This window comes from Pacificispira sp. (assembly GCF_965228185.1).
Lineage (GTDB): Bacteria > Pseudomonadota > Alphaproteobacteria > UBA8366 > Aestuariispiraceae > Pacificispira.
The window spans coordinates 936,143-949,656 of sequence record NZ_CBDDHE010000003.1; the positions used below are offsets into that span (position 1 = coordinate 936,143).

At 62.3% G+C, this 13,514-nt stretch carries 15 protein-coding genes; all 15 read left to right on the forward strand.

The window, feature by feature from the left end:
- Positions 1-117 precede the first annotated feature (117 nt).
- The 15 genes from ACO06O_RS08030 (at position 118) to ACO06O_RS08100 (ending at position 13,456) form a co-directional block, all read left to right on the forward strand.
- The gene (locus ACO06O_RS08030) at positions 118-957 is read left to right on the forward strand and encodes a hypothetical protein (RefSeq protein WP_421878058.1); all 840 of its coding nucleotides are present in this window, start codon (positions 118-120) and stop codon (positions 955-957) included.
- Positions 958-1,238: 281 nt separating this feature from the next.
- Positions 1,239-1,709, forward strand: a complete 471-nt coding sequence (gene rpiB / locus ACO06O_RS08035; RefSeq protein WP_421878060.1) for a ribose 5-phosphate isomerase B — start codon at positions 1,239-1,241, stop codon at positions 1,707-1,709.
- Between the two features lie 82 nt (positions 1,710-1,791).
- The gene (glyA, locus tag ACO06O_RS08040) at positions 1,792-3,102 is read left to right on the forward strand and encodes a serine hydroxymethyltransferase (RefSeq protein WP_421878062.1); all 1,311 of its coding nucleotides are present in this window, start codon (positions 1,792-1,794) and stop codon (positions 3,100-3,102) included.
- A 78-nt stretch (positions 3,103-3,180) separates the two neighbouring features.
- Positions 3,181-3,648, forward strand: a complete 468-nt coding sequence (gene nrdR / locus ACO06O_RS08045; RefSeq protein ID WP_420416867.1) for a transcriptional regulator NrdR — start codon at positions 3,181-3,183, stop codon at positions 3,646-3,648.
- A 9-nt stretch (positions 3,649-3,657) separates the two neighbouring features.
- Complete coding sequence (ribD, locus tag ACO06O_RS08050; RefSeq protein WP_421878064.1) at positions 3,658-4,788, forward strand: bifunctional diaminohydroxyphosphoribosylaminopyrimidine deaminase/5-amino-6-(5-phosphoribosylamino)uracil reductase RibD; 1,131 nt, start codon at positions 3,658-3,660, stop codon at positions 4,786-4,788.
- On the forward strand, positions 4,758-5,636 hold the full coding sequence (locus ACO06O_RS08055) for a M23 family metallopeptidase (protein WP_421878066.1): 879 nt from the start codon (positions 4,758-4,760) through the stop codon (positions 5,634-5,636). The genes ribD and ACO06O_RS08055 overlap by 31 nt, the downstream gene beginning before the upstream one ends.
- A 90-nt stretch (positions 5,637-5,726) precedes the next feature.
- Positions 5,727-5,960: a YdcH family protein gene (locus ACO06O_RS08060; RefSeq protein WP_420416864.1), complete on the forward strand. Its 234-nt coding sequence runs from the start codon at positions 5,727-5,729 to the stop codon at positions 5,958-5,960.
- 121 nt (positions 5,961-6,081) lie between these two features.
- Positions 6,082-6,687 carry a riboflavin synthase gene (locus tag ACO06O_RS08065; RefSeq protein WP_421878068.1) on the forward strand — a complete coding sequence of 202 codons (606 nt, stop codon included), beginning with the start codon at positions 6,082-6,084 and terminating at the stop codon, positions 6,685-6,687.
- Between the two features lie 7 nt (positions 6,688-6,694).
- Positions 6,695-7,852, forward strand: coding sequence for a 3,4-dihydroxy-2-butanone-4-phosphate synthase (ribB, locus tag ACO06O_RS08070; RefSeq protein WP_421878070.1), 1,158 nt, complete (start codon positions 6,695-6,697; stop codon positions 7,850-7,852).
- A 22-nt stretch (positions 7,853-7,874) separates the two neighbouring features.
- Positions 7,875-8,324 (forward strand): 6,7-dimethyl-8-ribityllumazine synthase, encoded by a 450-nt coding sequence (ribH, locus tag ACO06O_RS08075; protein WP_420416861.1) that lies wholly within the window; start codon positions 7,875-7,877, stop codon positions 8,322-8,324.
- A gap of 12 nt (positions 8,325-8,336) precedes the next feature.
- Positions 8,337-8,828: a transcription antitermination factor NusB gene (gene nusB, locus ACO06O_RS08080; RefSeq protein ID WP_420416860.1), complete on the forward strand. Its 492-nt coding sequence runs from the start codon at positions 8,337-8,339 to the stop codon at positions 8,826-8,828.
- Positions 8,829-8,833: 5 nt separating this feature from the next.
- Positions 8,834-9,811 carry a thiamine-phosphate kinase gene (gene thiL, locus ACO06O_RS08085; protein ID WP_421878073.1) on the forward strand — a complete coding sequence of 326 codons (978 nt, stop codon included), beginning with the start codon at positions 8,834-8,836 and terminating at the stop codon, positions 9,809-9,811.
- A 72-nt stretch (positions 9,812-9,883) separates the two neighbouring features.
- Complete coding sequence (locus ACO06O_RS08090; RefSeq protein WP_421878075.1) at positions 9,884-10,321, forward strand: hypothetical protein; 438 nt, start codon at positions 9,884-9,886, stop codon at positions 10,319-10,321.
- A 117-nt stretch (positions 10,322-10,438) separates the two neighbouring features.
- Entirely contained in the window at positions 10,439-12,034 is a 1,596-nt protein-coding gene (gene ggt, locus ACO06O_RS08095) for a gamma-glutamyltransferase (protein ID WP_421878077.1), read from the forward strand.
- Positions 12,035-12,190: 156 nt separating this feature from the next.
- On the forward strand, positions 12,191-13,456 hold the full coding sequence (locus tag ACO06O_RS08100) for an MFS transporter (protein WP_421878079.1): 1,266 nt from the start codon (positions 12,191-12,193) through the stop codon (positions 13,454-13,456).
- Positions 13,457-13,514 lie beyond the last annotated feature (58 nt).

Below are 13,514 nucleotides of genomic sequence, written 5' to 3' on the forward strand. Positions count from 1 at the left end.
GAAGTTTCACAAATTGTTGGGAGTAGACGGTGGGGGCGCCACCATATAAGGTATCTTTCGCATGGTTTCCTCGGATCAACTAGTGGGAAGGGTATGATCCTTCCTGGCAGGTCTGCTGTGGCGCGATGTCGGCTGTTGGGCATTCCGTTCCTTTTGCTGTTCGGCTTCCGCGCCGTGCTCGGTGACGCGGCAGCGGGTGATTTCGAGGAAGACGTCGCTTGGGAGGCGCAAGCGCTTGCGCGCGATCTCCTGGCTTGTGGCGTCACGGATCAGGATCAGTGCGAGCAGGATTTCATCGAATTCTGCGTCCAGCGTAACGGCGGCTGGACGACCTATGCATCCGTCCTTTGCGAAACCGCGCGCCACGATTTCTGGATGGCCCGTCATCAAGCCCTTTACCCGTCCCTGCTGGAAACCCTGAAAAGCCGCTCCGAATCTGAAGCCGAGGCTTTGATGAGCCGGTTTTCCAGTTGGGAACGATACAGCGAGCTTCGATGCGGCCGGTATGGCGAGATGGACGGGACGATGTGGCGTGTCGTTGGCGCGAACTGCCGGGCGCAGATGGCTAAGCTATTGGCTGAAGATACCGAGACCGATGCGTTGATCGCCGGGATGGACAGCGCTGTGACCATCGATTGGATCAGGGACGGCGCTTTGGACATCGATCTGGATTGCGATGGTGCATCGGAAACCCTGATGCCGGGATCGGCCGAAACACCTCAAGGCTCCTTCGCCCTTGTCGGCAGGGAGGGAGAGCATAGCCAGACGGAGACCGTTCTTGTGTTTCCGGTTGACCCGACATTGCAGGACGCGGTTTGCCGACATCCGATCTCATTGAGCCGGCATCCAGACGCGGATGGTCAGTGCGACGCCCTCCGGATTGACGACATGACATGCGATGGGATCGTTGTCTTTCGAGAGACGGACGGCGGGGAAATGATCCTCTATAGGAATTGAAATAAAGCCTTATGGATTTTAAATTATGTTTTGAATTAGAAATGCTGTTTAAGGCACTGTAAATATTTCTTTTAGTAAAGTATCTATTCTGAACATCACCGCATTGTCCGCAGATTGCCGACACAATGTTTTGGGGGCGCCAGGTCGGCAAACTACATCATTTCCTGTGATGGCGCGGTTTTCACCTCCTTTCGCTGGAAATTTGCGGAGCCCTATGATACATCCGCGCACTCGCCAACGGTGACCGCACTTTCTCACTCTGCCGAAAGGGGTTCGTTCGGGTGTCCGATCAAGCCGATTCATCGAAAATTGTCGCCCTGGCCTGCGATCATGCGGGACTGGAGATGAAACGAGCGCTGCTGCCGGTTCTTGAAGAGATGGGCGTCGCGGCGTTGGATCTCGGGACCGATACCAGCGACAGTGTCGATTATCCAGATTTCGCCGACCGACTGGCGCAAGCCTTGGCCGACGGCCGGGCTGAGCGGGGCATATTGGTGTGCGGCAGCGGGATCGGTATCTCGATCGCGGCAAACCGCCATGCCCATATCCGCGCGGCTTTGTGCCACAATTCGACCGATGCGCGCCTGTCGCGGCAGCATAATGACGCAAACGTCATCGCTTTCGGCGCGCGCACGATGGGCGATGAAGTCGCGAAAGAGTGTGTTAGGGCGTTCCTGACCACGGGTTTCGAAGGGGGGCGGCACGAGCGCCGCGTCTCGAAGATGTCACCCGGCCGGCCGGGTTCCGCTTGATACGGCGATCGCTAAAGGCCTATGGCCCGTCCCGCGTAGACCTCGGGCGCGGCGGACCGCAACATGGAAGGACCCTGAGGATATGAGTGCTGCAGAGAAGCAAGAGCTTTACGGTTACACCGGTTTCTTCGACGCGAGCCTGGAAGACAGCGATCCCGCTGTGCATGCCGCGCTGACGGACGAATTACACCGCCAGAATGACGGGATCGAGTTGATCGCGTCGGAAAACATCGTCAGCCGCGCCGTTTTGCAGGCCGTCGGCTCGGTGAACACCAACAAATACGCTGAAGGCTATTCCGGCCGCCGTTACTATGGCGGTTGCGAATATGTCGACGTCGTCGAGAACCTCGCGATCGAGCGTGTCTGCAAGCTGTTCAACTGCCAATTCGCCAATGTTCAGCCGCATTCCGGCGCCCAGGCGAACCAGGCCGTCTTCTTCGCGCTGCTGCAGCCGGGCGACACCTATCTGGGCCTGTCGCTGGCGTCCGGCGGTCACCTGACCCATGGCGCCGCGCCGAACCAGTCGGGCAAATGGTTCAATGCCGTTCAGTATGACGTTCGCGCCGATGACCACCTGATCGATTTCGATCAGGTCGAGCGCCTGGCCAAAGAACACAAGCCCAAGCTGATCGTGGCCGGCGGATCCGCCTATCCGCGCATTCTGGACTTCAAGCGGTTCCGCGAGATCGCCGATTCCGTCGGTGCCTATCTGATGGTCGATATGGCGCATTTCGCCGGTCTGGTCGCGGGCGGTCATCACCCGAACCCGCTAGAATACGCCCATGTCGCGACGTCGACGACGCATAAGACGCTGCGTTGCACACGCGGCGGCATTATCCTGACCAATGACGAAGCCCTGGCGAAGAAGTTCAACTCCGCCGTTTTCCCGGGCTTGCAGGGCGGTCCGCTGATGCATGTCATCGCCGGCAAGGCGGTCGGCTTCGGTGAGGCACTGCGTCCGGAATACAAGGCCTATACAGGCGCCATCGTGCGCAACGCGAAGGTTCTGGCCGGAACCCTGATCGAAGGCGGGCTGGATATCGTTTCCGGCGGGACCGACACGCATCTGATGCTGGTCGACCTGCGTCCGAAGGGCCTGACCGGCAACATCGCCGAAAAGAGCCTGGAGCGGGCCGGAATCACCTGCAACAAGAACGGAATCCCGTTTGACCCGGAAAAGCCGATGGTGACCAGTGGCATTCGCCTGGGTACGCCGGCGGCGACGACCCGGGGCTTCGGAGAGGCGGAATTCCACGAAGTCGGCCAGATGATCGTCGAAGTGCTGGACGGACTGGCCCAGAATCGGGAAGACAATAGCGCAGTCGAAAATGCCGTGCATGCGCGGGTGAAAGCCCTATGCGAACGGTTCCCGCTGTATTCGGCGCCTTATTGAGGCACCGGTAGCGGTTGTTAACGAGACCCGGGACGGGACCGGCCCGTCCCGGGCGCTTACACGAGGGGCGGTGAAGCGATGAAATGTCCGTTCTGCGGTCACGACGACACCCAGGTTAAGGATTCCCGACCGACGGAAGACAATTCCGCGATCCGTCGCCGGCGGATGTGCCTGAACTGCGGGGCGCGTTTCACCACTTTCGAACGCGTTCAATTGCGGGAACTGACCGTCGTCAAAAAGAACGGCCAACGCGAGCCGTTCGACCGCGACAAGCTGATCCGGTCGATGCAGATCGCCTGCCGCAAGCGCAATGTCGAGTTGGACCGGATTGAGCGGATCGTGAATTCCATCGTCCGGCGTCTGGAAAGTTCCGGCGAGAACGAAATCCCCGTGTCGACGGTCGGTGAAATGGTCATGGAAGCGCTGCTGCAACTGGACCAGGTCGCCTATGTCCGCTTCGCGTCGGTTTACCGGAACTTCCGCGAGGCCAAGGATTTCACCGACTTCGTCCAGCGCGACGTCTCGCGGCTCGAAGACGACCTCTGATCCCGGGCCATGGCCCCGCCATCCGACAATCCCGACGACGCGCGCTGGATGCGCGCGGCCCTGTCGCTTGCCCGACGGGGGGTGGGCCGGGTAGCGCCTAACCCGGCTGTCGGCTGTGTCCTGGTGCGCGACGGCCGTGTCGTGGGACGCGGTTGGACCCAGCCAGGCGGCCGGCCGCATGCCGAAACCGAAGCTTTGGCGCGCGCCGGGGCGGCAGCCCGGGGTGCGACAGCCTATGTCACGCTGGAACCGTGTTCCCATCATGGCGAAACCGGACCCTGCGCCGATGCCCTGATCGCGGCCGGTATAACCCGTGCGGTGGTCGCAATGCCCGATCCGGACGTTCGGGTCTCCGGCCGCGGCTTGGAGCGGATGCGGTCGGCCGGAATCTCGGTCGAGACCGGCGTTCTGGAGGACGAGGCCGCGCGGCTTAATGCCGGCTTCCTGTCCCACCGCCTGCGCGGCCGGCCGATTGTGACCCTCAAGCTCGCCACCACGCTGGATGGCAAGATCGCAACCGCGGCCGGTGAAAGCCAGTGGATCACCGGGTCGGAGGCACGGGCGGATGCCCATTTGCTGCGCATGACCCACGACGCCGTGCTGGTCGGCATTGGGACGGCCCTGGCGGATGATCCGGCACTGACCTGCCGGTTGCCGGGAGTGCCTGGGGCAGGATGGCGGGTCGTTCTCGATAGCATGGGCCGCCTACCGCCGGACGCGGCGCTCTGTGATGGTGCGCGGCCCACATTGCAACTTGTCTCCTCCGATGCCTCTGAAGACGCGCCAAGCGGGGTCGAGCGGATCGTCGTCGCCCGTGGGCAGGGCGGCGGTCTGGATCCGAAAGCGTGCCTGGCCGCGTTGGCCGGCAAAGGGATCACCCGGCTGATGGTGGAAGGCGGCGGGGCTGTCGCCGCTTCCTTCTTGCGGGAGGGGCTGGTGGATCGGATTGTCTGGTACCGTGCGGCCTTCGCAATGGGCGGCGACGGTCGGGACGGCATCGCACCGTTCGGCCTTGACCGCCTGTCCGATGCGCAACGGTTTCTGCCTATCGCCTCCCGCGCCCTGGGGCGGGATCGGGTAGAGGTTTTTGAGACGGGAGATTACGCGGCATGGCGCGACTGGGGACCTGCGGCGCTGTAATCCTGGCGGCCTTCGGACTGGCGGCGTGCCAATCGTCCGGCGGTGTCAGCGGGCCGATGACCGAATCCGAACAATGCTGGTGGGTCCATACTTGTTTCGACGTGGCCAAGACCGCGGATCAACGGGCCGCGAAGATCGTGCTCGACTACAAGGGCTCCTACGAGCCTTTCGCCGTTCAGGTCCGCACCAGCGTTTCGGGGATGGACGGCACGTGGCTGGAAAACGAAACCTTCTTCCTTCAGGAACCCCGGCGGATTCCGATCCTCGACGTGAAGGCCGGAACCACGGGCAGTTGGGATTGGCGATGGAGTTTCTCCCATCACCCCGGCGTTGAACCGGCCGTCCATGACGACAGCGTGTTGTACCGGCTGCCCTATCGCGACGGTGAAACCTATGAGGTCATTCAGGGCTATGGCGGCAATACCAGCCATACCGGCGACAACTTCTACTCGATTGATTGGGCCATGCCGGTCGGAACGGCGGTTCTGGCCGCGCGGGACGGTATTGTTGTCTCTGCCAGGGGGGAGTCGAACCGGAAAGGCCGAGGCTGGGACAATCATGTGATCATCCGGCATGGGGACGGGACCTATGCTTGGTATCTTCACCTGCAACAGAACGGGGTGACGGTACAGCCTGGCCAATCGGTCGCCGCGGGATCGTTGATTGGTTATTCCGGCGATACCGGATTTTCTTCCCGCGCCCACCTCCATTTCCAGGTCTCCGCCCTGTCGGCAGCCCCTGACAAATTCTATGCCTCTTTTCCGACACGCTTTTGGACCGCCGACGGCGAGGTCGCGCAATTGCGGAAGGGCGGACGCTATAAGGGCATCTCTCTGCCTGGCGGTTAAACCCGATTTGACCTGGCGCAAGGCGGTTTGGCTCACCAGGTCCTAGTCTCGACGTCATCGAGTCCGAAATCTGGATAAGGAGACGAGAGCATGACCCATACCCCCCATGAGCTGGATCAGGAGTTTCCGGAAAGCGGTGCCAGGATCCACACCCTGAAAGAGCAGGACGGCCATTTCCGAAAGCTGGCCGATCAGTATCACGACCTGAACCGCGAAATTCACCGCGGCGAGACCGATGTCGAGCCGATGGGCGAGTTCCACCTGGAGGATCTGAAGAAACGGCGTCTGGCGCTGCTGGACGAAATCGGCGGCTATCTGCGTTGATCCGCATTGCGGTTCCCGCCGTAACGACGCCAAAGGGTGTCGCAGTCTGGGTTTGCCTTATCGGGCGATAAGCGTAATACATCGCCCGATTTGGCACCGGGACAGAAGGAAGGGGCCGCCCATGTTCACCGGAATCGTGACCGATCGCGGACGCATCGCCTCCCGGCAGGATGGCGGCGATACGCGCTTCGTGGTGGAGACCGCCTACGATGTCGACGGGATCGATCTCGGCGCGTCGATCTCCTGTTCCGGCTGCTGCCTGACCGTCGTGGAGAAGGGACGGAACGCCGACGGGCTCGGCTGGTTCGCGGTCGACGCCTCGGCGGAAACGCTGTCCAAGACCACGCTGGATGCCTGGCAGGCCGATACGCGCATCAATCTGGAACGCGCGTTGCGCCTGGGCGACGAGCTGGGCGGCCATTTTGTGCTGGGCCATGTCGACGGCGTCGCGGAGATCGTGTCCCGGACCGGCGAGGGGGACAGCACCCGCTTCACCTTCCGCCCGCCCCAGACATTCATGAAATATATCGCGCCAAAAGGGTCGGTTGTTCTGGATGGCGTGTCATTGACCGTGAACGAAGTCGATGGCGACACGTTCGGCGTCAACATCATCCCGCATACCGCCGCCGTGACCGGGTTCGGTGACGCCGCAGCCGGCGACCGCGTTAACCTTGAGGTCGACGCGCTCGCCCGATATGTTGCGCGCCTTCTGGGCAAGGAAGGATAACGCTCTTATGGGCAAAGACGAACTCGCCACGGTTTCCAAACAGGACATCGCCCGCGCAACCGGCGATCTGGCCTTTCTGTCGCCGATTGAGGAGATCATCGAAGAGGCCCGTAACGGCCGGATGTTCATCCTGGTCGACGACGAGGACCGCGAGAATGAGGGCGATCTTGTCATTCCGGCACAAATGGCGACGCCGGAAGCGATCAACTTCATGGCAAAGTTCGGCCGGGGCCTGATCTGCCTGGCGCTGCCCGGGGAACAGGTGTCGCGCCTGGGCCTTGAACTGATGCCGCAGAAGAATGCCAGCCGCTTCGGCACGGCCTTCACGATTTCGATCGAGGCACGGGAAGGGGTGACGACCGGAATTTCCGCCCCGGACCGCGCGCGCACCATCGCGGCCGCCATCGCGCCCAATGCGTCGCCGGAAGACATCACGACGCCGGGCCACATCTTCCCGCTTCTGGCGCGCGACGGTGGCGTCCTGGTTCGCGCCGGCCATACCGAGGCCGCGGTCGATCTCTCCCGCCTGGCCGGGTTGAACCCGTCCGGTGTGATCTGCGAGATCATGAATGATGATGGGGAAATGGCGCGGCTGCCGGACCTGATTCAGTTCGCGCAGTTTCATGGATTGAAAATCGGCGCGATCGCCGATCTGATCGCCTACCGCCGCCGCTATGACCATATCGTCGAACGGACGGAATCCACGACGCTGGAATCGGTTCACGGCGGCGCCTTTGACATGCATGTCTATGTCAACCAGATCTCCTATGCGGAGCATGTGGCGCTGGTAAAGGGCGATCCGACACAGGGCGGCCCGGTTCTGGTCCGCATGCATGCCCTGAACGTGCTGGACGATGTCCTGATGGACAAGGACAGCGGTAAGGCGGGCGATCTGCAGAAGGCGATGGACCGGATCGGCGAGGCCGGGCGCGGTGTCGTCGTGCTGATCCGCGAACCGCATGCGAAATCCCTGTCGGACCGGGTGCGGGTGCGAGAGAACAAGGCCGTTTCCGGGGGCGCCGAATTGCGCGACTACGGGATCGGTGCGCAGATCCTGACGGATCTGGGCGTCAGTGAAATGATTTTGCTGTCCAACACGGAAAAGACCGTGATCGGCCTGGACGGCTATGGCTTGAAGATCGTCGACCGCCGGCCGCTCGACTGATCGCGTTTTAAAGGACAACAGCATGCCCCACATTTTGGTGGTCGAAGCGCCGTATTACGCGGACATTACCGAAGAACTGACGCGCGGCGCGCTGGCGGAACTGGACGCTCAGGGCGCGACCCATGAGCGGGAAACCGTTTTCGGCGTGTTTGAGATCCCCGCAGCCATCTCCATGGCGAAGACCGTGCGCAATGCCGACGGATCGCCGAAATTCGACGGTTATCTGGCGCTGGGCTGCGTGATCCGGGGGGAGACGACCCATTACGACTATGTCTGCAACGAAAGCGCGCGCGGGCTGATGGATCTGTCCGTGCGCGACCATCTGGCGATCGGCTATGGCGTTCTGACGGTTGAGAACGAGGATCAGGCCTGGGCCCGCGCCCGTGTCGATGACAAGAACAAGGGCCGAGATGCGGCCGCGGCCTGCCTGCGTATGATTGCGCTGCGCGGTCATTTCGGCCTGTCGATCTAGGCGGTGGCGCAAATGAGCGAGAATACGAACAAGAAGCCCAGCCGCGCCACGCGTCGTCGCGCCGCCAGACTGGCCGCCGTCCAGGCGCTGTACGATATGGAAGTGTCCGGGCATAACGCGGTTCAGGTCATCGACAGTTTCCGTCTGCGCGGCGGCACGGCCGATCTGGATGGCGAGATGATTCTGGCGGATGGCGAATTTTTCACCGAGATCGTGCGCGGTGTGACGGCGTCGATCCCGGATCTGGACGCCATGATCGGATCGGCCATCGATTCAAGCCGGAAGGTAACGTCGCTGGAAACCGTGTTGCGGGCGATCCTGCGGGCGGGGGCCTATGAAATGTCCCGCCGCGACGACATCGATCCGCCGGTTGTCATCAGCGAGTATCTGACCGTGACCGCCGCCTTCTACGATCCGGCCGAAACCGGATTCGTGAACGGCATTCTCGACCGCCTGGCCAAGGTCCTGCGCGGCGACGAATTGCCGGATGCGGATAACGGCTGACCGCCATGTCGGACGATGCGGGCGGCTCGGGCGAATTTCACCGGATCGCGACCTATTTCGCGCCATTGGCGCGGGGGGCCGATGCGTCGCTGGGCCTGACCGACGACGCCGCATTGTTGTCCGTCCCGGCAGGGATGGAACTGGCGGTGACCGCCGACACACTTGTGGAAAGTGTGCATTTCATCGGCGATGAACCGGCCGACGAATTGGCGCAGAAATGCCTGCGGGTGAATCTGTCGGACCTCGCCGCGATGGGCGCGCAGCCCTATGGCTATTTCCTGTCCCTCAGCCTGCCGAACCGCATTGACGATGCCTGGGTGGCAGCCTTCTGTCAGGGGCTGGGCCGGGATCAGGCCGAGTTCGATTGGCATCTTCTGGGCGGCGACAGCACGTCCACGCCAGGGCCGATCTCCATCGCCGTAACCGCCATGGGCCTGGTGGAGAAAGGCCGCGCGCTGCGCCGTTCCGGGGCGAAGCCCGGAGACGCCGTCTTCGTGTCGGGTACCATTGGCGACGGATTTCTGGGCTTGCTGGCGGTCCGGGGGCAATTGCCTTACGGACCGGAAGCGGACACCGTCCGCCGCCGCTACAACTTGCCGGATCCGCGCATTTCCCTGGGGCGCAGCCTGGCGGGCGTCGCGCATTCGGCCATGGATGTGTCCGATGGGCTGGTCGCGGATCTGACCCATATCTGCGTGGCGTCCGGGGTAGGTGCCGATATCCATGCGCCGGCGGTGCCCGTATCGTCGGCCGCGGCAGAATTGCTGGCCGGTGCACCGGACCTTTTTCCCGACATTCTGACCGGCGGGGACGATTACGAACTGCTGGTGACTGGACCGGAAGAGGCGGTCCTGTCCGCTGCAGCGTCGTCGGGCACACGCCTGACCCGCATCGGGGCCATCAGAAGCGGGGCGGGCGTTTCGGTTCTGGACGGCGACGGTCAAGTGCTGCAATTCGTTAAGACCGGTTTTCGGCATGGCTGAACGCTATTTATTTCAATAGTTTGCCGCATCGCGTAAACTCCCGCCGTCTAGCACACCCGCGGGTCCGCGTTTATGAAGAAACTGCTCCTTATTCTGCTCTTGCTGCTGATCCTTGGCGGCGGTGGCGCCTATTACTATTTCTTCATGCTGGCGCCCCAGGATGAATCCGCCGAACCGCCGCCTCCACCGCCACCGGACAATCGCTTTGTCGAAATGAAATCCCTGCGCATCCCGGTCATGCGGGGCGGGGTGGTGGTGAACTATGTCGTACTGCATCTGACATTGGAGACGGTCGGGCCGGACAACGAAGAATTGACCCAGTCGTTGCTGCCGCGCCTGCGCAACGCCTTTTTGACCGATCTGCACGGCTATTTTGCGACCGTTTCGGTCGAGGACCGACTGATGGTCAAGGCCCTGAAACGCCGGCTGCAGATCATCAGCAATCGCGTTCTGGGACCGGGCACCGTCAATGAGGTGCTGATTCAGAAAGCCTTCAAGCAGAAGGGGTAGTCGCGCTGCCGTTCGTGGCCGGTACTACCAATTTGCGCTAGCCATCCGGGGCGAACGGGCTATTGTCTGGTCCGTCGCACATCCTTCACATGTCAGCAAAACCGGGACACGTTACCGATGAGAGATCTCGAGCTTCCGGGCCGCTCGCCCGTTCACGCGCCCAACGCCATGGCGTCCACGTCGCACCCCCTGTCGACCCAGGCGGCGATCCGCATCCTGATGGCCGGCGGCAACGCGATGGACGCGGCCATCGCGGCCTGCGCGGTGCAGTGTGTGGTCGAGCCGGGTTCCACCGGGATCGGCGGCGACAATTTCTGTCTCTATGCGCCGCAGGGCGGGGCGGAGATCATTGCCTTCAACGGCTCCGGTAAAGCCCCGAAAGCCGCCAATGCGGCCTGGTATCGCGAACGGGGGTATACGGAAATTCCGCGCGATGTGCATGCGGTGACGGTGCCGGGCGCGGTCGATGCCTGGTGCCGCTTGCACGCCGACCACGGCAAACTGCCGCTGGCGGAAGTTCTGGCCCCTGCGATCGGCTATGCCCGCGACGGGTTCCCGATCTCCTCGCGGGTGCACCGCGATTTCGCGGCTGAGTTCGACCTGATTTCCGCCGAACAATCCACAGCAGACGCCTATCTGATCGATGGGGCCGTGCCGGCGATCGGCGCACGCCTGGCATTGCCGGAACTGGCAGCAACCCTTCAGAAGATTGCGGAGAATGGGCGTGACGGCTTCTACGCCGGCGACGTCGCGGACGATATGGTGTCCTATCTGCAATCCAAGGGCGGGTTACATACGGCGGAAGACTTCGCGGCGGTGAAGGGGGATTACGTCACCCCGATCTCGGCCGAATACCGGGACATGACGGTCTGGGAATGTCCGCCGAACGGCCAGGGCGTCATCGCGTTGCTGCTGATGAAGGCGATGTCCCGCATCCGGGCGGATCTGGGCAAGGGGCCGATCACTGCGGACCGGATTCATTACGAGATCGAAGCCTGCCGCATGGCCTATCGGGCACGAAATCTCTATCTCGCGGACCCCGCCTTCGCCGATGTTCCGGTAGAGGCGCTGCTGTCCGACGCCTATGCGCAATCCATCGTGGATGCCATCGATCCGGCCCGTGCCGGAGACCCGCCGAAGGATATCGCCCTGCCTAAACATAAGGACACGGTCTATATCACGGTGGTCGACAGCGACCGGAATGCCTGCAGCTTCATCAATACGCTGTTTTACGGCTTCGGCAGCGGCCTGACCGCACCGAAATCCGGCGTGCTGCTGCAGAACCGGGGCATGGGCTTCACCCTGGAAGACGGGCACCCCAATGTGATCGAGGGCGGCAAGCGGCCGCTGCACACCATCATCCCGGGGATGGCGACCAAGGACGGCAAGGCGGTCCTGTCCTTCGGTGTCATGGGCGGCCATTATCAGGCCATGGGCCAGGCGCAGTTCATGTCCCGCCATTTCGATTACGGCTTGGATATCCAGGAATCCATGGACGCGCCGCGCTTCATGCCTGATCCGTTCAATGGCGAGGTCGAAATGGAGGCGACCGTTCCGGACGCGATTCAGCAGGATTTGCGGGCGCGCGGCCATCGCCTGGTCAAGCCGCGTGCGCCGGTTGGCGGGTCGCAAGCGATCGAGATCGATTGGCAGCGCAACCTTCTGACCGCCGGGTCGGACCCGCGCAAGGACGGCTGTGCCATCGGCTATTGATGGCGCTGAATTGATGGTTGGCACGGTTTAGTGCCTTCCTGACCCAAAAACCTGTGACGGTATGGAGGCTTGGCCGGTCCGGTTCGAGGGCGTAATCAAGTGCATCCAATTCAACCGGCATCCGCGCGCCGATCCTAATGTGAGAGGACGTCTCAGATGAGTAGCCAAACCGGCGCCGAAACGGTGCAGGGGCAGGACCCTACGAAGCGCAATGTCTTGATGCTGTGCATTGCGTTGGCCCTGTCCAATACGGGCACCGTGGTCGTTATGACGGTCACGGCGCTGTCTGGGGTGTACCTCGCTCGGGAAGGGGTCAGCTATGCGATCCCGTTTATCGGAGTGGTGCCCGAGAAGGCGCTGTCGACCTTGGCCTTGTCGCTGCAATTCGTGGCGACGATGGCCTCGGCGCCTCCTGCCGCCCTGTTCATGGTGCGGTATGGCCGCAAGGTCGGGTTCACGCTGGGCCAGATCATCGGTGCGTTCGGCGCCGCTCTGGCCGTATTCGCGCTCTATGATCAGAACTTCTGGACCTTCGTCGCGGCCGGCGGATTGCTGGGCATCCATAACGCGTTCTGGCAGCAATACCGGTTCGCGGTCGCGGATACGGCCTCCGACAGCTTCCGGGCAAAGGCGGTCTCTTACGTCATGCTCGGCCCAATCGCCGCGGGCGTATTCGGCCCCGGTCTGGCCCAGATCAGTATGAATGTCTTGGCTCCCGCATTGTTTGCAGGGGCCTATGCGTCGATCTTCGTCTTGAACATCATCGCCATCGGCGTTTTGCAGTTCATCCGGATTCCTGTGCCGCCCCGTCGGAAAAAGGGGGATGACACCGGTCGGACGACGAAGGAACTGCTGACCCATCCGCAATTTCTGGTCGCCGTGCTGGCAGGCATGGTCGGCTATTCCACCATGTCCTTCCTGATGACCGCGACGCCCCTGGCGATGGTTGCCTGCGGTCTGGCGTCGACCGACGTTCCGGTGGTGATTTTCGGCCATGTGATCGCGATGTTCGCACCGAGCCTGTTCACCGGCTCGCTGATTCAGCGTTTCGGGGCGCACCGCATCATTCTGACCGGTGCGTTGCTCTATATTTTCTCCATCGGGGTCAACGCGATGGGGGTGGAGATCGAACAGTTCTTCATTTCCCTGGTCCTGGTCGGTGTGGGCTGGAACTTCATGTTCGTCGGCGCGACGACGGTCCTGACGGATTTCACCTCGCCACAGGAAAAGGCGAAGGTGCAGGGGCTGAACGACTTCCTGGTTTTCGGCTCGGTCGCCGTCGCCAGCCTTCTGGCGGGTGCGTTGCAGCAGATCTTCGGCTGGACCACGGTTTTCATCAGCATCGCCGGGCCGGTCACGGTTGCGGCGCTGTGCATCATGATCCTTCAGGGCCGTATCCGCCGCGCGGTGGCAGCGGAATAGGAGCGTATCGTTCCACGATATCTTGCGCTTCCGGGCCCGGTGACTACAATATCCGGTG

Coding starts and splice junctions, on each gene's coding strand:
- glyA (WP_421878062.1), top strand. CDS start 1,792: ATGAGTGCTGCAGAGAAGCAAGAGCTTTACGGTTACACCGGTTTCTTC.
- nrdR (WP_420416867.1), top strand. CDS start 3,181: ATGAAATGTCCGTTCTGCGGTCACGACGACACCCAGGTTAAGGATTCC.
- ribD (WP_421878064.1), top strand. CDS start 3,658: ATGGCCCCGCCATCCGACAATCCCGACGACGCGCGCTGGATGCGCGCG.
- ACO06O_RS08055 (WP_421878066.1), top strand. CDS start 4,758: ATGGCGCGACTGGGGACCTGCGGCGCTGTAATCCTGGCGGCCTTCGGA.
- ACO06O_RS08060 (WP_420416864.1), top strand. CDS start 5,727: ATGACCCATACCCCCCATGAGCTGGATCAGGAGTTTCCGGAAAGCGGT.
- ACO06O_RS08065 (WP_421878068.1), top strand. CDS start 6,082: ATGTTCACCGGAATCGTGACCGATCGCGGACGCATCGCCTCCCGGCAG.
- ribB (WP_421878070.1), top strand. CDS start 6,695: ATGGGCAAAGACGAACTCGCCACGGTTTCCAAACAGGACATCGCCCGC.
- ribH (WP_420416861.1), top strand. CDS start 7,875: ATGCCCCACATTTTGGTGGTCGAAGCGCCGTATTACGCGGACATTACC.
- nusB (WP_420416860.1), top strand. CDS start 8,337: ATGAGCGAGAATACGAACAAGAAGCCCAGCCGCGCCACGCGTCGTCGC.
- thiL (WP_421878073.1), top strand. CDS start 8,834: ATGTCGGACGATGCGGGCGGCTCGGGCGAATTTCACCGGATCGCGACC.
- ACO06O_RS08090 (WP_421878075.1), top strand. CDS start 9,884: ATGAAGAAACTGCTCCTTATTCTGCTCTTGCTGCTGATCCTTGGCGGC.
- ggt (WP_421878077.1), top strand. CDS start 10,439: ATGAGAGATCTCGAGCTTCCGGGCCGCTCGCCCGTTCACGCGCCCAAC.
- ACO06O_RS08100 (WP_421878079.1), top strand. CDS start 12,191: ATGAGTAGCCAAACCGGCGCCGAAACGGTGCAGGGGCAGGACCCTACG.